We start from the raw sequence: 18,337 nt of genomic DNA on the forward strand, positions 1-18,337 counted from the left end.
TTGCCTGGAGTTGAAACTTATGAAGATAAGCCGAACTGGTTTAGTAGTAAGGGATACTCTAGTAGTACGCTTGGTAAGACAACGGCGAAAGCCAACATCAGGAAAAGCATTGATTACGTTATTAAACCAATATTAGAAAAGCCTTCCCAGACGGGGAAGGCTTTTCGCTTTTATAGCCGTTCGGTTTCAGGTCCCTTTTCTATGAAATAGGCTATAAACGAAGAACCGCTGCCTCGTAGCTTAACGGGGCAGCGGTTCTTTGTTTAGGGGGAAAGCGGTTACCCTTCTACCCGCTTAAAGCGTTTCCCAACCAGGTAATACACCGGTACGCCTACCGCCACCAGAATCAAGCCGGGCCAGGAATAGTCCGGCTTGTAGATGAGCAGGATCGTACAGATGAAGGAGGCCATGAGAATGTACAAGGCAGGCAACACCGGATAACCGATGGCCTTGTACGGGCGCGGGGCATCTGGCATGGTGCGGCGAAGCACAAAAATGCCGGCAATGGTCAGAATATAGAACAGCAGCACCGCAAAGATCACGTAGTCCAGCAGGTCTGAGTAACGGCCTGAAAGGCACAACAAACTCGCCCAAACGCATTGGATGGCTAAAGCAGCCCCCGGAACCCCGTTCTTATTCAGTTTGGCCATGCTGGGGAAGAAAAGCCCGTCTTTGGCCATGGCGTAGTACACACGCGGCGCCGACAGGATCACCCCGTTGTTGCAGCCAAAGGTGGCAATGATGATCAGAATGGCGATGCCAATGGTGGCGGGCGCCCCGCCCATCACCTCGGCCACGGCCGTGCCTACGCGGTCATTGCTGGCAAACTGGAGGCCTCGGCTCAGAGCATCTACCCCCGCCGGGTCACCCTGCAGCGGCAGAATGGTGAGGTACACAATGTTGATCAGGATGTAAAGCACCGTGACAATAGCCGTACCAATGGCCATGCTCAAGACAATGGTGCGCTTGGGGTTCACGATCTCGTCCCCGGAGAAGCCAATGTTGTTCCAGGCGTCAGAAGAGAAAAGCGACCCGATCATGGCCGTGCCGATGCCCACCATGAGTGCCCAGCCCGAAAGCGTGGTGCGGGTGATGGCCCCGGTCTCCTTGTCCAGCACCACCGACTGCGCATCCCAGAGGTTGGAGAAGTTCAGGTCCATGACCTCCGGATTGGTGCCCAGCAGCAAACCAAAACCCAGTAGCGCGAACAAAGCAATGATCTTGGTGCTCCCGAAGATGTTCTGGATGATGGTTCCGTTCCGGACGCCTTGCTGGTTGATGAGGGTGAGCAGCACAATGGAGGCAATGGCCAGCAACTGCACCGAGGTGAATTGCAGAAAGCCCAGATCCAGCAAGACATTGTCTTCTGAGAACCAGGGCAACACCACCCCGGTAAACCGCGCAAACGCCACGCCCACGGCCGCAATGGTCCCGCTCTGGATCACCAGGAAAAGGGTCCAGCCGTAGAGGAAAGCCACCAACGGCCCGTAAGACTCGCGCAAATACACGTACTGGCCCCCGGCGCGGGGCATCAGACTGGTCAGCTCACCGTAGCTCAGTGCGCCGGCCAGGGTCATAAGGCCCGTCAGTCCCCAAACCAGCAGCAGGTAACCAGAGCTTCCTACAGAGCGGCCAATGTCGGCACTAACAATAAAAATACCGGACCCAATCATGGACCCGGCAACTAACATGACGGCATCAAATAATTTGATCTCGCGCTTGAATCCCGTAGAAGTTTCTGACATAGAATCTAATGACTGTTGGAAAGAAGGGTGAAAGGTGGAGAAAGAAAAGAGTAAAAAGAAAAGGCGGAGGCCAGGCCCCCGCTCATTTCCATTGTTTTTTCACAAAAAGAACCTACAACTAGATTTTGCGCGGCGGCAACTCAAAGGCCACGGCGTTGTGCTCAAAATGTCCTTTGTGCGAACCGTCGCAGAAAGGTTTATTCTGCGATAGGCCGCACCGGCAGATAGACACCACCTCGCGCCCTTGCAGGTTGTACTCATTGCCCTGGGGGTCAACTATGATGAACTCGCCTTCAATCTTGAGCGAGCCGTTATTGTTCACGGTCAGTTTGGTTTTCATGCTGTTTTCAAAAAATAGGGGTAAACGAAAAGATTCAAGAAGAGGCAACGCCTGTTCCGTCCCTCTTGGAAGGAGCGAAGACTTTGCCTCGTTTCAAAGATAGTGTTTTTGCGCAAAGCGCCGCATGCCGGTTCCAAGGTTTCTGCCTGCCAGGGAGCCTAGGGGAGAAATCCTGGAACCGGCCGCCCAACAGAACCCACGGCTGGTTGCTAGCCAACAAGAGATGCCGGCAAGATTTGCTTTCTGCCCATTTTTTTCTGTGTTTTAACCCCGGCAGCCGCTGCGTACGTATAACTACGATGCTTCCAAAGCATCTATTGCCTGATTAATTATAATACTATGAGAAAAAACGTTTTAAGATCTGCGTTGCCCGCTGTGTTGGCTATGAGTTTGCTGGGATCCTGTGTGTCATCTAAAAAGTATGAGGCGGCCCTGGCTGAAAACCGCTCCCTGGTGGTGCTGCAAGATGAACTGACCCGCCAGAAAGCCGAGCTGGAAAGCGAACGCGCCCGTTTGCAACAAGACAAAGAACGTCTGAACCAAGAGAAAGCCGACCTGGCCCAGGAGAAAGCCTCTACTGAAGCCTCGCTCCGGACCAACCTGAGCAACAAGAACCAGCAGGTAGACAAACTCAGCGCTGATCTACAGGCCCGCGAAGCCCGACTGGCCGAGATGCAGCGGATCCTGGACGAGAAAGACCGGGCGGTAAACAACCTTCGGCAGGTAGTGGGCAAGGCCCTGTTGGGCTTTAAAGCCTCAGACCTCACCGTAGATGTGCGCAACGGCAAAGTATATGTGTCCCTTTCAAACCAGTTGCTGTTCAAGTCGGGTTCTACCAAAGTAGACGCCCAGGGGCAGGAAGCCCTTAAGAAACTGGCCAGCGTACTGCAGAACCAGCCAGACGTGAACGTGGTGGTGGAAGGCCACACCGATGACGTGCCCGTGGCCAGAGGCACCGCCGGCATGCAAGACAACTGGGACCTGAGCGTACTGCGGGCCACTGAGATCACCCGCATCCTCACCGAAGCCGGGGTAGCACCACAACGCGTAACGCCTTCGGGCCGGTCTAAATACGTGCCCGTTGATGCCGCCACCACCGCAGATGCCCGCCAGAAAAACCGCCGCACCGAGATCATCCTGACGCCTAAGTTGGATGAGCTCTTCCAGATTCTGGAGAAGAACTAAGCTTGCTTGGGCGGAAGTTGCCCTAAGAGAAGGCCGTTTCCTTCTACCTTTTCCCTGGTTCAAGTTTCTACCTCAAAACCATGTTGGGGAGAAGTTTACCGGTTCAGTAAGGCGATAGCCTTACAACGCGAATGGTAGAATATGGCATTCCATGTAAGAGGTAGCATAAACCGGCCCTTCCCTGATTTTCTAAGGCCTACTCTAGCCATGTGCTGGGGTAGGCCTTCTTTTTTAGGCTGTTTTTGGTAAAGCAGGGGCAAAATAGAACGGCTCATGGGAGGAAATGCCAGGGCCTTTTTTGGCCTTGTTCTTGCTCTATAAGCAAGTGAGGGCCTTTCAGAAAAATAAGTACCTTTGGCTAGGCAACCGATCAACATTACAAGAGACAAACCATGCAAAAAGGAAATATTTTTGGGCTGGTACTGGGCCTGACAATGGCATGCTCCGGTACGGGGTGGGCCCAGGAACAGGAAACCGAGAAACCCACCACTTCTTCCGCCAAGGAAACCCAGGAACCGGTGGTGGAACAGGACCTCCGTAATTTCAAGGAATGGGTAAGGCTTCAGTCAGACAAAGTAGCCACTACCACCCGTGCCGAATGGCCTACTATCAAGAGTGATTTTTCACGGCAGGCCAATAAGATAGAAGGCAGCTTCCAGAACCTGTCTGAGAACTCCAAGCGGGAGTTCCTGGAGTTAAAAACCCGTTTTCAGGAATTAGAGGCCAAACCCATGGCCGATGAAGTACCCCTGCAAGCCGAAGAAGTGCGCCTGCGCGAAAAGGAACTGCTGGGGTCTTTTGCTAATGTGCAGAACATCAGTGCTATCCATCTGCGCGAGGCCTACATTCGGTTCATGCAGAACGTGCGGGTGAAACGGCAGGCCTGGACCTCCCGCGACTGGGACTACGCAGACTATATTCTGCAGAACCTGGGCAAGCGCAAAGCCGCGGTAGAGGAGAAGCTCACCACCCTGGATGAGATAAAGATCAGAAGCCTCATTGGCGAGTTCTACACCCTCAGGTCTGGCCAGGAGTTCAAGGAGCAGCAGAAAGCCAAGAAACAAGGGCCGGGAAAGGCGCAGTAAGGCGTCATTAACTCAATACTAAAAGAAGCGAGGCCGTTTCTGAAGCGTTTTTAGGAAAACGCTTCAGAAACGGCCTCGCTGTTAGTAAGGCTCTTAGATCGTGTCTCTGAGTACCTGGTTTTTGGTGGTGTTTGATTTGGAGGAATTCTCCTCACCGCGGGTGTCTGAGTTGCCTACCCGTTTCTGGGTCAGTTCAGTGGCGGTGGCCCCGGTGGTGTCATTGGGGTTGGGGTTCACCACGCTGCTCTTGTTGTTGGGGTTGCTGGAGTTCTGCGCCGCGTCTTGCCCCGCCGAGTTCGTGTTCCCGCCGGTTTGGGTGTCACAGGCGCTGAAACCGGTCATGCCAGCCATTGCCAAAAGTATTAGGAGCTTTTTCATATCGTTCTTCTGTTTAAGCGCTGTTTTAGATTCTGTTAACTGCTAAACAGGCGAAAAAGTTATCCGGCCTAAATCATGGGGTGGCCCTGTTCCCTTGAAGTAAAATTCCATAGCTTTACCCTCTGATACCGCTGGGATTCCCGTCTTAGACCCCAACATTAATTTGAACTTCTTTTGGTTGACATGACCTCTGTACGTGTTTTAGTGACTGCCGTGCTCCTGGCCTGGGGAGCGGGGTTTTCGGCCTCCTTTGCCCAGGCTCCCAAGAAACCCAATGCCGCTGATATCCGCCTGGCGCTGGAAAAACTGAACGTGCTGGGCAGCGTGCTGTATTTTGCGGCACACCCAGATGATGAAAACACCCGCCTCATCGCGTACCTGGCCAATGAACGCAAATACCGCACCGGCTACCTGTCGCTCACCCGCGGCGATGGCGGCCAGAACCTGATTGGGCCAGAGATCAGGGAGGAACTGGGCATCATCCGGACGCAGGAGCTGTTGCAGGCCCGGCGCGTAGACGGCGGAGAGCAGTTCTTCAGCCGCGCCAATGACTTCGGGTTTTCCAAGAACCCCGCTGAGACGTTCACCATCTGGGACAGGGAGCAGGTGCTGGCAGATGCCGTGTGGGTCATCAGGAAGTTCCGGCCAGACGTGATTATCACCCGGTTCTCGCCCCAACCCAGCGGCACCCACGGGCACCACACCGCCTCGGCCATGATTGCCCAGGAAGCCTTTGACGCCGCCGCTGACCCCAAGCGGTTCCCTGAGCAGCTGAAAACCGTGGAGCCCTGGCAAGCCAAACGCCTGCTTTGGAACACCTCCTCCTTTTTCTATAGTCCCGGACAGAAGTTTGACGCCGCAGATAAACTGATGGTAGAGACCGGCGTGTACAGCCCCCTGCTGGGCCGGTCTTACAATGAGATTGCGGCCCAGAGCCGCAGCATGCACAAAAGCCAGGGGTTTGGCAGCAGCGGTACACGGGGAGAGGCCGTAGAATACTTTGAGTTTCTGAAAGGCGCACCTGCCAAGAAAGACCTGGCGGAAGGCGTTAACACTTCCTGGAACCGCGTGCCCGGCAGCCAGGAAGTAGCCAACCTGCTGCAGGAAGCCCTGAAGAAGTACCAGGTCGCGGCCCCGGCCGCCTCGGTGCCGGTCTTGCTCAAAGCCCATTCGGCCCTGGCCAAATTACCCGCCTCTTATTGGAAGACGGTAAAGCAACAAGAACTGCAGGAGGTGATTAAAGCGTGTCTGGGGCTGTACCTGGAGGCCTCCTCGGTAAAGGATTATTCGGTGTCGCCGGATGAGCCGGTCACCTTGTCCATTGAGGCGGTGAACCGGTCACAGGTACCCGTCACGCTCACTAAGGTAGACTACCTGTTCGCGGGAAAAGACACCACCGTGCAGCAGAAGCTGGAGGAAAGCAAACCCTGGTTTGCCCGCACTACAATGACCATTCCGGCTGCCACTGCCTATTCCCAACCTTATTGGTTGCGGCAACCCGGTTCCACTGGCATGTTCAAGGTAGAAGACCCGGCCATGATTGGGCAACCAGAGAATACCGCCCCCGCCCAGGTGCGCCTGCACCTGAACGTGCAGGGTCAGCCTTTCATATTTACCGTTCCGGTAGTGTACAAACGAACAGACCCCGTGGAAGGGGAGCAGTACCGGCCTTTTGAAGTGACGCCGCCCGTTTTCGTGAACATCACAGAGAAAGTCTACGTCTTCGCTGATGCCCAGCCCAAGCCGGTGACGGTACGGGTGCGTGCCGGGAAAGACCAGGTGGCGGGGCAGGTAACGCTTAGGTTACCACAGGGCTGGCGCGCTGAACCAGCCACCGCCGCGGTTAGCCTGGCGCAGAAAGGCGAGGAGCAAACCTTTACCTTCATGGTCACGCCCGGGGCAGCCCAGATAGAAAGTGAACTGGGCGCCGCCGTCACCAGCGGAGGCAAAACCTATACGCAGAGCCTCCGCACCATCCAGTACCCGCATATTCCTACCCAAACCCTGTTGCCAGAGGCGGTGGCCAAAGCCGTAAAATTAGACCTGAAACGCAAAGGCCAGTACATCGGCTATCTCATGGGCGCCGGAGACGAGGTGCCGGCCAGCCTGCAGCAGATCGGCTACGCTGTAGACCAACTCCAGGTAGGAGATCTGTCGGCGGCGGCCTTGCAGAAATATGATGCGGTGGTGGTGGGCGTGCGGGCCTACAACACCCTGGACCGCCTCAAATTCCTGCAGCCCCAACTCATGCAGTATGTCAAGAACGGAGGCACGCTGGTGGTGCAGTACAACGTGAGCAATGGTTTGGTGACTCCTGACCTGGGGCCGTATCCTCTCAAGTTGTCCAATGACCGCGTTACGGTAGAAGATTCCGACGTCCGGTTCCTTCAGCCTAACCACCCGGTTCTCAATACGCCTAACAAAATCACCGCGCAGGACTTCAAGGGCTGGGTGCAGGAACGCGGCCTGTACTTCCCCAACCAATGGGACCCCGAGTACGAAGCCATCCTTTCATCCAATGACCCGGGTGAAACCGCCAAAGAAGGAGGCTTGCTGGTGGCCAAATATGGGAAAGGGCATTTCGTGTACACCGGGTATTCCTTCTTCAGAGAATTGCCGGCCGGAGTGCCGGGAGCGTACCGGTTGTTCGTGAACCTGCTTTCCTTAGGGAAAACCGTTTCAGAGCCGGTTTCAGGAAATAGGCCCTAAAACACCGCCATAGGGGGTAAGCCTGTGGGAGTGACTGGCGCAAGGCAATACCGGCAGTGCCACAAAGCGTTGGGTAGATGGAAGGGGAGTTGGGCCGGCGCCGCGTTTTGCGCCTGTTTTGCGGAAAGTGCTTTTGTTTGAACCTTAGAACCTTACTTTATAGACCAATACATGACCAAAGGAGACATAGACCCGCCCCCGTTCTTTAAAACCTGGAAGGCCATGTACTGGCTGGTGCTGGGCGTGCTGGCCGGGTTGATTCTGGTGTTTTACCTCATCACCCAAGCCTATTCATGAGCCGGTTGGATTGGGGGGTGCTGATAAGCACCATTGCGTTTATTGTCTTGTATGGGGTCTGGAAGACCCGCAAGGCCCAGCATATGTCAGGGTACCTGCGGGCCGATAACACGGAGCGCTGGTGGATGATGGGCCTGTCTATCATGGCTACCCAGGCCAGTGCCATCACGTTCCTTTCTACTCCGGGCCAGGCCTTCGCCGACGGCATGCGGTTCATCCAATTCTACTTCGGGTTGCCTTTGGCCATGGTAGTGCTGTCTATCACGGCCATTCCCATCTACTACCGGCTCAAGGTCTTTACGGCCTATGAGTACCTGGAAAGCCGCTTCGATTTGAAGACCCGCTCGCTGGCCGCTTTTTTGTTTCTGGTGCAGCGGGGCCTTTCCACGGGCATCACCATCTACGCCCCGGCCATTATCCTGTCGGCTATTCTGGGTTGGAACCTTACGGGCACCATTCTCTTTATTGGGGTGGTGGTCACGTTTTACACGGTGGTAGGCGGCACCAAGGCGGTGAGCCAGACGCAACGTCTGCAGATGGCGGTCATGCTGGGCGGTATGCTGGTGGCCGCCATTGTGGTGGTGCGGTTGCTGCCCCCGGAGGTAGGCTTTTCAGAAGCCATGGCGGTGGCGGGTTCCTCTGGTAAGCTGAACCTGGTAGACCTGAGCTTTAACCCCAATGATCGGTACAACCTATGGTCTGGGCTCATTGGCGGGTTCTTCCTTTCCCTTTCGTACTTCGGCACTGACCAGTCACAAGTGGGACGCTACCTGGGCGGTGAGACCATTGCCCAAAGCCGGTTGGGGCTGCTCATGAACGGTTTGGTGAAGGTGCCCATGCAATTCCTGATTTTGCTGGTGGGCGTGCTGGTGTTCGTGTTCTACCAATTCTACCAACCGCCCCTGTACTTCAACCAGCAGCACACGCAGAACGTGCTGGCTTCCACGGCGGCCCCGGCCTGGCGCTCTCTGGAAGAACAGGATAAACAGGTTTTCCAGGCGAAAAAAGAGGCGACGTTGGCCCTGGTGCAAGCCCACCGGGAGAAGGATGCTGGCGCGGAGGAGCAGGCAGCCCAGCGAATGGAACAGGCGGAGAATAGTCGCAAAGAACTTCGCACCCAGGCCCAGGAACTGGTAAAAGCCCACAACCAAGGCACTGACATGAAGGATACCGATTATGTGTTTCTCACCTTTGTGACCCAGCAATTGCCCAAAGGCTTGGTGGGCTTGCTGCTGGCGGTGGTGCTTTGTGCGGCCATGGGCAGTACCGCCTCGGCGTTTAATTCCCTGGCTTCTACTACGGTGGTGGATGTCTACAAACGCTCGCTTAAACCCAACGCCTCAGATGACCATTATGTCAAGGCCTCGCGCTGGTTTACCATTGGGTGGGGCGCCGTGTCTATTTTCTTCGCGCTTTTCGCCTCTCAGCTGGAAAACCTGATTCAGGCGGTCAACATTTTGGGTTCTCTGTTTTACGGCACCATTCTGGGGGTATTCATTGCCGCCTTCTACTTCAAGCGCTTGCAGGGCCATGCCGTGTTTTGGGCGGCCGTGGTGACCCAATTGCTCATTTTCCTGTTGTACTACCAAACAGAGATCGCGTACCTCTGGTACAACCTGATTGGCGTTGCGCTGGTAGTAAGCATAGGGTTTCTTTTGCAGCCTTTGGCTAGAAAGCAGGCCTGATTTCATTTCTTTAGTACCTCTGCCATGAACGAGACCTTTACTGCGCTCCAGCGCATCATAGAAAACCGCAGGACCACCAAGCCCCCGAAGATGAATGGGCAACTCATACCAGATGACCAGGTGTGGGAGATTCTAGCTTTGGCAGACTGGGCACCTACCCATGGCTACACCGAGCCCTGGCGGTTTGTGGTCTATGCCGGCGAGAAGGTGACGGATTTCTGCCGGGCCCACGCGGCGCTGTATAAGCACCACACCACCCCAGATAAGTTCCTGGAGGTGAAGTATGAGAAACTGCTGCACATGGGCGACCAGGCCTCGCACGTGCTGGTGGCCTACATGCAACGCGGTGATTTGCCCAAGATCCCGGCTCTGGAAGAAGTGGCTGCCGCGTCTTGCGCTATTCAAAACCTGCTGCTGGGGGCTACTGCTTTAGGTATAGCGTCTTATTGGGGTTCTGGCGGAATGGCCTACCACCCGGCCATGAAAGAAATGCTGGAGTTGCGGGAAGAAGATACCGTTCTAGGCGTGCTGTACCTGGGGTACGCCGATGGGGCCGGGGCCGAAGGAAAGCGAACGGTTTCTTTAGAGGAGAAAGTACGCTGGATGTAACCAATAGAGAAGAAAATGCCCCTAAAAGAGAAGCCCACCGGTATGGTACCGGTGGGCTTCTCTTTTAGGGGCATTTTAAGAAAAACAGCCAGAAAGCGTTATTTCTTGTTTTTGATTTCCGCCAGGAGTTTCTCGTTCAAGGCCACGTAATCAGCGTTGCTTTCTTTTTTAGCTAGTTCGATAGACTTCTGGGCCGTAGCGGTAGCGCCTTTGTAGTCGTTCAGCTTGGCTTGGATCTTGGCTTGCTGGTGCAGGGTCCAGAACTTAGGGTCCTTGTCGTTGGCTTGTTTCATCCAGGTCAGGGCTTGTTTCAGGTCTTTGTTGTTGTCCGCGTAGTAAGAAGCGGCCGCCGCGTACAAAGCCGGGGTCACGTTGGTGCCGTTGATCACTTTCTCCTGGATCTGGCTCATCACTTTGGTGTCTACATCGGTGGTGATTTTAACCGGTACCAGGGTGTTCTCCCACATGATCTGCAGGGTGCCGCCGTTATTGGTAAGGTTGGCAAATCCAATGGTGAAAGTTTCCACTTTATCGGCCAGTTTCTTAGGAGTCACTTTGAAACGCACCTGGTCTTCTTCCTGCTTGTAGTCCTTGCCACCGTCTCCCCAGTGCTTGGTGTTCTTATGGATGACAATGGTCCACTCTTTCTCACCGGGCACGGTGTACAGGGCATATTGACCGGCGGGTACTTTGTTGCCTTCCAGCATCACCTCGTCAGAGAAGGTGATTTTGGTAGAACCGTTGGCCCCGGTGCGCCACAATCTGCCATAAGGCGCCAGATCTCCGAAAATCTTCCGGCCTTTCATGCTGGGGCGAGAATATTCCACGGTCACATCTGTCATACCCACGGTTTGCTTCACCGTGGAAGCAGGGCTGGCGGCCGGCATCTTGATTTGAGCAGAGGCTTGGTTGCCCAGGAAGAACATAGCAATGGCCAGGGACCAGGCTAAGTTCAGGGTTAAGGTCTTTTTCATGTCTTTTATGGTTTTTAACGCAAAAATGGTGCTGTAATATTAAAGAAAAGCAGGGAGGAAGCCTAAACCAAGGAGTTACCTCTTTCTTGTTGATAAAATTTAACTTTATTCTGAATAGAGCAATATTATGTTATAAAAACATAAACTTATGCAGTTGAGTTATGAACATTTGTTAAGAAAAAATTGAATCTATTGTTCCGTAAGTTTAAAAATATCGTAGGTATGTTCTGATAATTCAAGGGCAGAGTTAAACTTTCCACCATCATGTTGCTCCACGATCTTCCACTTTAGCAGAAAATAAAATTTTAACATAAATATTGCTTTGAGTTAATATTCTTGCTGTCAAATAGTTAAATTAGATAAGGCTACTCCTTTACCTATATTTTCTATGGAAGCAAGCGACTCGTAGAAGAAGACCTATTGGAATTACAGTTGGGAAATATAACTTATGTGAGAATTGCCTTACCATTTACTAATTAACAAACTACACCAAATGAAAAAACATTTACTCTTGTTCATGTTTTTGCTCACTGTGTTAAGTTTTAATGCAATGGCACAAAACAGAACCATCTCCGGGAGAGTGACCTCTGCGGCCGATGGATCAGCACTTCCGGGCGTGAGTGTGGTTGTGAAAGGCACAACCATAGGCGCCAGTACAGATGTAGAAGGGCGCTACTCTATTAGTGTGACGGGTTCCCCAACGTTGGTATTTACCTTTATTGGGTTTACGCCCCGTGAATTGGCCGTAGGAACCAACACCACGGTAGATGTGCGCCTGGCGCCCGACACCGAGTCTATTGAAGAAGTAGTGGTGGTAGGGTACGGTACCCAGGAGCGCCGGGAACTGACCGGGGCCACCGCCCAGGTGACCGCCGCCGCCATTGAAGACTTGCCCGTGGTGGGCGTTGACCAGGCCTTGCAGGGCCGGGCGGCCGGGGTGCAGATCTCGCAGAACTCTGGTACGCCAGGGGGTGGGGTGACTGTTCGGGTACGTGGGTCCAGTTCTATCTCCGCCAGTAACCAGCCGCTGTACGTGGTAGATGGGGTGCCTTTGACCACCGGAGACTATTCCCAAGTCAGCTACGGCGGGCAGGGTGTGAACGCATTGTCAGATTTGAACCCAGCCGACATTGAATCTATTGACATCCTGAAAGATGCCTCTGCCGCCGCCATCTACGGATCCCGCGCGGCCAACGGGGTAATTCTGATCACCACTAAGAGAGGAAAGGCCAACAAGACCAGCATTAACCTGAATGCTTATTACGGGGTGCAGAACATGTGGAAGAAACCCGGGTTCCTGAATGCCGCGGAGTACCAGGAGATCATGCTGGATGCCTATAAAAATGACGAATACCTGGCGCCAGACGCCACCTTTGAAGATTGGTTAGACTTTTATTACGGCGGAGTGGACTTTGACCTGGCAGACACCGACTGGATCAATGAGGTGAGACGGGAAAATGCCCCGGTAAGCAGTTATGAGCTTTCCGTGAGTGGGGGAGACCTTAAAACCAGGTATTACCTCTCTGGGAATTATTTTAACCAGCAGGGCATCATCAATGGCAGTGACTACCAGCGTTACTCCGGCCGCTTGAACCTGGACCATAACTTCAACGAGAAGCTTTCTTTCAGTGCCGGTATCCAACTAAGCCGGGCAGACAACAACCGGATTGTCAGTGACAACACCGTAGTGGGCCCGTTCGCCAACTCGTTGGCGGCCTCTCCCATTTGGCCCGTATATTATGAAGACGGATCCTATACCCAGCCTAACTACTACTATACCAACCCGGTGGCTGAAGGCATTGAGAACGATGGGTTAAGCACCAACCTAAGGGCGCTGGGGAACATCACCGCCATGTACAAGATTCTGCCCAAGTTGAACCTGAACCTGAGAGCCGGGGCAGACGTGCTTAACCTGGCTGAGCGCACCTATACCGCCACCAATTACCCCGGCAGTGCCGCGCAGTCATCTGAGGGCTCTGCTACCAGAACGTCCACCACTGTTACCAAAAGGCTGCTGGAAGCCACGATGGACTATAGATTTGACTTCGGGACCAACAGTAATCTGAATGTGCTGGTGGGTGGTTCTACTGAAAAGAACAGCCGTGATGTCACCTCTGTAACTGGCGAAGGTTTTGCTGGAGAACGGTTCCGTTTTGCCACCAGCGCTTCCCGCATTAACAACGGTACCAACCTGTTGGTGCCGGCGTCTCTGGTTTCTGTCTTCGGTAGGGCTAACCTCAATTTGTTTGACCGCTATCTGGTAGGGTTGAATTTCCGGACCGATGGTTCCAGCCGGTTTGGGGAAAACCATAAGTATGGTTTCTTCCCTTCTGTTTCTGCCGGATGGCACCTTCTGGAAGAGCCTTTCATGCCAGAGTTAGGCGTATTGAGTCAGCTGAAATTGCGCGGTAGCTACGGCATAACCGGTAACCAGGAAATTGGGGACTTCTCTTACCTTAATTTCGTGACGGCCTCGCCGTATGCAGACAGCCCTGGTCTGGCCTTCACGCAATTGGGGAATGAAGAACTGAAATGGGAAGAAACCAAACAGCTCAACATAGGGGTTGACCTGGGGCTCTTCAACAACCGGGTTAACCTGGCAGCTGATTACTACATCAAAAATACCGATGACCTTTTATATGCCCGGCCCATTGCCACGCAAAACGGGTTCAGTGCCTACTTCTCTAACATAGGGAAAGTGCAGAACAAGGGCTTTGAGTTAGCCTTGAACACCGTGAACTTCACCTCTGAAACCAGAGGCTTCACCTGGACCACAGATTTCAACATCTCCTTCAATAGAAACGAGGTGAAAGAACTGTACCAGGGGCAGGATATCTTCTATGGCTTTGGCGGTAATTCGCTGGTGCTGCGGGAAGGAGAGCCTATCGGCACGTTCTACGGGTTTAAGACCGATGGCATTTTCTCCCGGACGGAAGATGTGCCTGCCTCCAGAGCGGTTGATAATAACCGGGACGGATTCCCCGATACCCAGGCCGGTGACGTGAATTTCCGCGACATCAACAATGATGGCCGCATCACAGATGCAGACCTTACCATCATAGGAAATGCCCAGCCTGACTATGTAGGAGGTTTAACCAACAACTTCTCTTTCAGAGGAATTGACTTGACTGCTTTTTTCCAGTTCTCAGTAGGCAATGAGATAGCCAACCCAGCCATGCAGTACCAGCAACACCTGGGAGCCAACTTTTTAGATGACAACATGTTGGCCATGGTAAAAGGGCGTTGGCAGCAAGAGGGAGATGTGACGGATATCCCGGTGGCTACGGTAGATGATGAGAACAACAACAACCGAAGCAACCAAGACCGCTTTGTCTATGATGGTTCTTACCTACGGCTCAAAAACCTTACCCTGGGCTACACCCTGCCCTCCACCTTGCTGACTCCCATTAAACTCCGCTCGGTGAGGTTGTATGTGCAGGCGCAAAACCTGGTCACCTGGACAGATTACCCCGGGTTTGACCCAGAGGTCAACTTTGCCGGTACCTCCAACACCACCCTTGGGGTGGATTTCTACACCTTCCCGCAGGCAAGGACCTTCACATTTGGCGTTAACATTGGTTTATAAGTAGAGTTATGAAAAGGAGAATCTATATAATATGCTTGGCAGCCGGATTAAGTATCTTCTCGTCTGCCTGTGACGATTTCCTGGATGTGGAGCCCACCAACGGGATTGAGATGAATGAAGCTATCACAGATGCCAGGTCGGCTCAGCGGGCCATCCAAGGGATCTATAGCGCGTTCCAATCTGATGATTACTACGGGCTCTCTTACCTGTTCTACCAGGACCTGTATGCCGATAACCTGGGCTTCAACGGAACCTTCACTACCCACCGCGAAGTAGCCAACCGGGTCATTAACCCAAGTAACCTACAGATTGCCGATACTTGGACTAGTATTTATGCGGCCATTGGCAGAGCCAACTGGGTGATTCAATCGGTGCAGGCCCTGGGCGGGCTTACTACTGACGAGAAAAGTGCTTTCATTGCCGAGGCGAAGTTTCTGCGGGCGTTGGCCTACTTTGACCTGGTCAAGGTGTTTGGCGGGGTGCCTATTGTGACCGTGGCGTTGACCAACCCAGGTGATATTCAGAACCAGCCCAGAAGTACGCAGGAGCAGGTGTACGCCTTCATTGAGCAGGACCTGATGGAGGCAGAAATAGGATTGGAAGGCACTAGTAATCCGTCTATGCCTTACTTTGCCTCTGACCTGGCCGCTTCTGCCTTGTTAGCCCGGGTATACCTGCAACAAGGCAAGTGGGCGCTTGCTGCCCAAAAGGCCACCCAGGTGATTTCCTCCGGCAAATATAGCTTAGCCACCAATTTCAGGGATATTTTCTCCAGTACCGGCAATACACAGAATGCCGGTACCAGTGAAGTGATCTTTGAACTGGCCTTTAGCCGGGATGACCAAAATGCACTGGCCTCCTCTTCAGCCGCGCCAGGAACGCTGGGCCAAAGGTTCAATGTGACCTCCGGGTTCTTCAATGTGCTTACTGCCTCTCAGAACGCCGGGGATTCCCGGGTAGAGGCGACGGCTTTCTTTGACGCCGAAACTAACCGCAGGAAAATCAGGAAATACAATGATGTCATCAACAACGGAGACAATGTGCCTATTCTCCGGTTGGCGGAAATGTACCTGATACGAGCCGAGGCCAATGCCCGGTTGGCGGCGGCCACTGCGGCCCCAACCCAGGCGGTGGTAGATGATATCAACCGGATTCGGCGAAGAGCCGGGCTGCCAGCGGTTAGTTTAGCTACGAACGCCGCTGCCTTAACAGAGATTCTGGCCCAACGGCGCATTGAGTTCGCCTTTGAAGGCATGCGGTTCATGGATTTGAAAAGGTACAACCTTACCTGTCAAGTCCTGAATTTCTGTCCGGCTTCTGGTACCAGCGCAGACAACAGTTACCGCAACCTATGGCCTATACCACTGCAACAGATTGAAACCAATCCCAACCTGGCGCCGCAAAACCCAGGCTACTAAGAGTAGGTTCAATAAAAAAAAAGGAGTAGGCGTTAGTCTGCTCCTTTTTTTATGTCATAGGCGGAAGGGTATTTTAACTCAATACCAGAGAAACTGATTGTTGGCAGTGGTCATTCCTTTGCTCACTGCCAAGGAGGAATCTCAACGCTTGGCTAGTTGAGGAAAACCCAGCTGGAAACGAGAATCGAGATCTTTTCCTACTGCCGGATCATCCTGGCTCAATTACTCATTAAATGCCGACTTACGGCAATAGCAGGGAACTGTCTCCGTAGCTCAGGAAGCGGTAGCCGTTGGCCAGGGCGTGCTTGTATACTTTCTGCCACGCCGGGCCAATGAGGGCCGAAACCAACAGCAACAAGGTGCTCTGGGGCTGGTGGAAATTAGTCACCAGGCCGGTGCAGATCTTGAACGGGTAGCCGGGCGCAATGAGAATACGGGTAGAGGCCTGCAGGTGCATCAGTTTGTGGCTGTCCAGGTGGTAAAGCAGGGCTTCCAGGGCTTCCTGTACCGAGAGGGTGGTGCGTACCTCATATGGGAACCATTGCGGCACGTACAGGTCTTCCCCTTCCAACGGCAGTAACCCAAGGGCAATACCCGCTCCTAGCCAGTAAAGGCTCTCCAGCGTGCGCATTGACGTGGTGCCTACTGGTATCACGGGGCGGGGGGCATGGTGCAGCAACTGCTCCAGAAACGCCCGGCTCACCGACAGTTGCTCCCCATGCATGTAGTGGTGCTCCATCACTTCGGCCTTCACCGGCTTGAAGGTGCCCGCCCCCACATGCAGGGTCACAAACGCCTTTTGGTGCCCTTTTTGGGAAATCTGCTCTAAAACAGCCGGGGTGAAGTGCAAACCGGCAGTAGGGGCGGCTACCGCGCCGGCCTCAGAGGCATACACGGTCTGGTAGCGCTCTTGATCAGCTTCCTGTGCATCACGGTTCATGTACGGGGGCAGCGGAAGCGTGCCCGCCAACTCCAGAATCTCGGCAAAGGTCTTGTCGCCCGGTGACCAGGTGAAATGGATGGCAAAGCCTTCCTCCGCGGGTGCCAGACGCTCGGCCCACAAAGAACCGTCTGACGGATAAGGCCCTAAGGGCATCTCCAACCGGCCTTCGCGCCAGCGTTTGTTGTTGCCCACCAGGCATTTCCAAATCACCGAATACGTTTGCTGCATGGCTTGTTGTACCTCCCTGATGGGTTCCAGGGGCTCCAGGCAGAACAATTCAATCATGCCCCCGGTCGCTTTCTGGAACCGTAAGCGGGCCTGCACCACTTTGGTGTCATTGAAGACCAAAAGCGAATGATCTGGCAGCGCCGCCGGAAGGTCCTGGAATTTGCCATCTGAAAGGCGACCGTGCTTATACAGCAGCAGCTTGGATTGGTCCCGGTTCTCTAAAGGGAATTGGGCGATCCTGTCTTCCGGTAACGGGTAATTATAATCGGCAATGGAAATATGGCGCGGGTGAGAAGTAGGCATGTAGGTCAATCACAAAAGAAAAACAAAGGTATAACACCTACACCAGCATCAATAACATTTAGGCAGACATTTCAAAAATGACCCAACTGCTTCCTTGGGTAGCGGCAGGCCAGGAAAATCCGCTTATCAGCCGTGCCTAGGCTCAGACAGATTTTGTAGCGCAGACTCCTTTGCCCATCCCCAAGGGTTGATTCTTCTTACTAGACCCCATTCATCAGCTAGTTGACGATTTCCGGAAGGGTAAGCTGCGCCAGGGTTTTTATGGAGGGGCTTACAATCTAGTAGTAAGGATGTATCTGGCCAGGGGAGAAGGGAAATTACCCCAAATGGGGAGGAACAGGGAGGTATAGTTCTAGGATCCGGTTTGGGGGCTGTTTTTTGGGAAACAAGGCAGAAATGGCTAGACAAAAGCAGGTACCTACCGCGGCGCTGGCACCGGTGCTTTTTCCTCTTCATGTTCCAGGTCACTGAGTTCCAATTCCAAGGCTTTGACGGAGATCTGGATTTCCCAGAGGGAAAGGGCCATGGAGATCATGAGCAGCACCAGGCTTACCCCGAAGACGATTTTCCCAGCGGTCTGTAGCCCGGCATAGACCATGAACATGCACAGCACGCATGAAAACATGCTGGCAGTGCCAAACGCCTGCATGTTTCGGATCAGGATCAGCCGGATCCTGAGGTTCTGGATCTGGCCGTAAACCAAGTGGCTGCGGTTGGTCTGGTAAACCCCCTTTAGGTTCCTGATGAGGTTGGCCAAAGAAAGGAACCGGTTGGTAAACGCCAACAGCAACAAGGAAAGCGCCGGGAACAGCAGGGCAGGGGTGGTGAGGGTGATTTCCATGGGAAAACTTA

At 53.6% G+C, this 18,337-nt stretch carries 14 protein-coding genes; 8 read left to right on the forward strand and 6 right to left on the reverse strand.

The annotated features are described in order from the left end of the window. Positions 1 to 278: 278 nt before the first annotated feature. Together FOE74_RS07880 and FOE74_RS07885 are read right to left on the reverse strand one after the other, a co-directional pair. Positions 279 to 1,745: an APC family permease gene (locus FOE74_RS07880; protein WP_149098034.1), complete on the reverse strand. Its 1,467-nt coding sequence runs from the start codon at positions 1,743 to 1,745 to the stop codon at positions 279 to 281. 118 nt (positions 1,746 to 1,863) lie between these two features. Next, entirely contained in the window at positions 1,864 to 2,085 is a 222-nt protein-coding gene (locus FOE74_RS07885) for a CDGSH iron-sulfur domain-containing protein (RefSeq protein WP_149098035.1), read from the reverse strand. Positions 2,086 to 2,424: 339 nt separating this feature from the next. Here FOE74_RS07885 and FOE74_RS07890 point away from each other — a divergent pair, with 339 nt between their 5' ends. After that, the gene (locus tag FOE74_RS07890) at positions 2,425 to 3,270 is read left to right on the forward strand and encodes an OmpA/MotB family protein (protein ID WP_149098036.1); all 846 of its coding nucleotides are present in this window, start codon (positions 2,425 to 2,427) and stop codon (positions 3,268 to 3,270) included. 392 nt (positions 3,271 to 3,662) lie between these two features. Next, positions 3,663 to 4,355 carry a hypothetical protein gene (locus FOE74_RS07895; RefSeq protein ID WP_149098037.1) on the forward strand — a complete coding sequence of 231 codons (693 nt, stop codon included), beginning with the start codon at positions 3,663 to 3,665 and terminating at the stop codon, positions 4,353 to 4,355. A 93-nt stretch (positions 4,356 to 4,448) separates the two neighbouring features. On the opposite strand, the gene FOE74_RS07900 is transcribed toward FOE74_RS07895, so the two are convergent. Continuing rightward, positions 4,449 to 4,733: a hypothetical protein gene (locus FOE74_RS07900; RefSeq protein WP_149098038.1), complete on the reverse strand. Its 285-nt coding sequence runs from the start codon at positions 4,731 to 4,733 to the stop codon at positions 4,449 to 4,451. 183 nt (positions 4,734 to 4,916) lie between these two features. On the opposite strand from FOE74_RS07900, the gene FOE74_RS07905 reads away from it, so the two are divergent. From FOE74_RS07905 to FOE74_RS07915, 4 genes are all read left to right on the forward strand, one after another. After that, entirely contained in the window at positions 4,917 to 7,442 is a 2,526-nt protein-coding gene (locus FOE74_RS07905) for a PIG-L family deacetylase (RefSeq protein WP_149098039.1), read from the forward strand. A gap of 171 nt (positions 7,443 to 7,613) precedes the next feature. Continuing rightward, positions 7,614 to 7,739, forward strand: a complete 126-nt coding sequence (locus FOE74_RS21560; protein ID WP_262713743.1) for a hypothetical protein — start codon at positions 7,614 to 7,616, stop codon at positions 7,737 to 7,739. Further along, positions 7,736 to 9,424: a sodium:solute symporter family transporter gene (locus FOE74_RS07910; protein ID WP_149098040.1), complete on the forward strand. Its 1,689-nt coding sequence runs from the start codon at positions 7,736 to 7,738 to the stop codon at positions 9,422 to 9,424. The genes FOE74_RS21560 and FOE74_RS07910 overlap by 4 nt, the downstream gene beginning before the upstream one ends. Positions 9,425 to 9,448: 24 nt before the next feature. Next, positions 9,449 to 10,033 (forward strand): nitroreductase family protein, encoded by a 585-nt coding sequence (locus tag FOE74_RS07915; protein ID WP_149098041.1) that lies wholly within the window; start codon positions 9,449 to 9,451, stop codon positions 10,031 to 10,033. A 98-nt stretch (positions 10,034 to 10,131) separates the two neighbouring features. Here FOE74_RS07915 and FOE74_RS07920 read toward each other — a convergent pair whose 3' ends face one another. After that, the gene (locus tag FOE74_RS07920; protein ID WP_149098042.1) at positions 10,132 to 11,007 is read right to left on the reverse strand and encodes a DUF2911 domain-containing protein; all 876 of its coding nucleotides are present in this window, start codon (positions 11,005 to 11,007) and stop codon (positions 10,132 to 10,134) included. A gap of 550 nt (positions 11,008 to 11,557) precedes the next feature. On the opposite strand from FOE74_RS07920, the gene FOE74_RS07925 reads away from it, so the two are divergent. Continuing rightward, a complete protein-coding gene (locus FOE74_RS07925; RefSeq protein ID WP_188686500.1) occupies positions 11,558 to 14,593 on the forward strand; it encodes a SusC/RagA family TonB-linked outer membrane protein in 3,036 nt (1,011 codons plus the stop codon). Positions 14,594 to 14,628: 35 nt separating this feature from the next. Continuing rightward, complete coding sequence (locus FOE74_RS07930) at positions 14,629 to 16,011, forward strand: RagB/SusD family nutrient uptake outer membrane protein (RefSeq protein WP_188686502.1); 1,383 nt, start codon at positions 14,629 to 14,631, stop codon at positions 16,009 to 16,011. 241 nt (positions 16,012 to 16,252) lie between these two features. Here FOE74_RS07930 and FOE74_RS07935 read toward each other — a convergent pair whose 3' ends face one another. After that, positions 16,253 to 17,485 carry an S-adenosylmethionine:tRNA ribosyltransferase-isomerase gene (locus FOE74_RS07935; protein WP_149098045.1) on the reverse strand — a complete coding sequence of 411 codons (1,233 nt, stop codon included), beginning with the start codon at positions 17,483 to 17,485 and terminating at the stop codon, positions 16,253 to 16,255. A 418-nt stretch (positions 17,486 to 17,903) separates the two neighbouring features. Further along, positions 17,904 to 18,326 (reverse strand): DUF2721 domain-containing protein, encoded by a 423-nt coding sequence (locus tag FOE74_RS07940; RefSeq protein WP_149098046.1) that lies wholly within the window; start codon positions 18,324 to 18,326, stop codon positions 17,904 to 17,906. Positions 18,327 to 18,337 lie beyond the last annotated feature (11 nt).

The sequence above is a fragment of the Rufibacter glacialis genome (assembly GCF_008271745.1).
Classification (GTDB): Bacteria; Bacteroidota; Bacteroidia; order Cytophagales; family Hymenobacteraceae; genus Nibribacter; species Nibribacter glacialis.

Coding starts and splice junctions, on each gene's coding strand:
- FOE74_RS07880 (WP_149098034.1), bottom strand. CDS start 1,745: ATGTCAGAAACTTCTACGGGATTCAAGCGCGAGATCAAATTATTTGAT.
- FOE74_RS07885 (WP_149098035.1), bottom strand. CDS start 2,085: ATGAAAACCAAACTGACCGTGAACAATAACGGCTCGCTCAAGATTGAA.
- FOE74_RS07890 (WP_149098036.1), top strand. CDS start 2,425: ATGAGAAAAAACGTTTTAAGATCTGCGTTGCCCGCTGTGTTGGCTATG.
- FOE74_RS07895 (WP_149098037.1), top strand. CDS start 3,663: ATGCAAAAAGGAAATATTTTTGGGCTGGTACTGGGCCTGACAATGGCA.
- FOE74_RS07900 (WP_149098038.1), bottom strand. CDS start 4,733: ATGAAAAAGCTCCTAATACTTTTGGCAATGGCTGGCATGACCGGTTTC.
- FOE74_RS07905 (WP_149098039.1), top strand. CDS start 4,917: ATGACCTCTGTACGTGTTTTAGTGACTGCCGTGCTCCTGGCCTGGGGA.
- FOE74_RS21560 (WP_262713743.1), top strand. CDS start 7,614: ATGACCAAAGGAGACATAGACCCGCCCCCGTTCTTTAAAACCTGGAAG.
- FOE74_RS07910 (WP_149098040.1), top strand. CDS start 7,736: ATGAGCCGGTTGGATTGGGGGGTGCTGATAAGCACCATTGCGTTTATT.
- FOE74_RS07915 (WP_149098041.1), top strand. CDS start 9,449: ATGAACGAGACCTTTACTGCGCTCCAGCGCATCATAGAAAACCGCAGG.
- FOE74_RS07920 (WP_149098042.1), bottom strand. CDS start 11,007: ATGAAAAAGACCTTAACCCTGAACTTAGCCTGGTCCCTGGCCATTGCT.
- FOE74_RS07925 (WP_188686500.1), top strand. CDS start 11,558: ATGGCACAAAACAGAACCATCTCCGGGAGAGTGACCTCTGCGGCCGAT.
- FOE74_RS07935 (WP_149098045.1), bottom strand. CDS start 17,485: ATGCCTACTTCTCACCCGCGCCATATTTCCATTGCCGATTATAATTAC.
- FOE74_RS07940 (WP_149098046.1), bottom strand. CDS start 18,326: ATGGAAATCACCCTCACCACCCCTGCCCTGCTGTTCCCGGCGCTTTCC.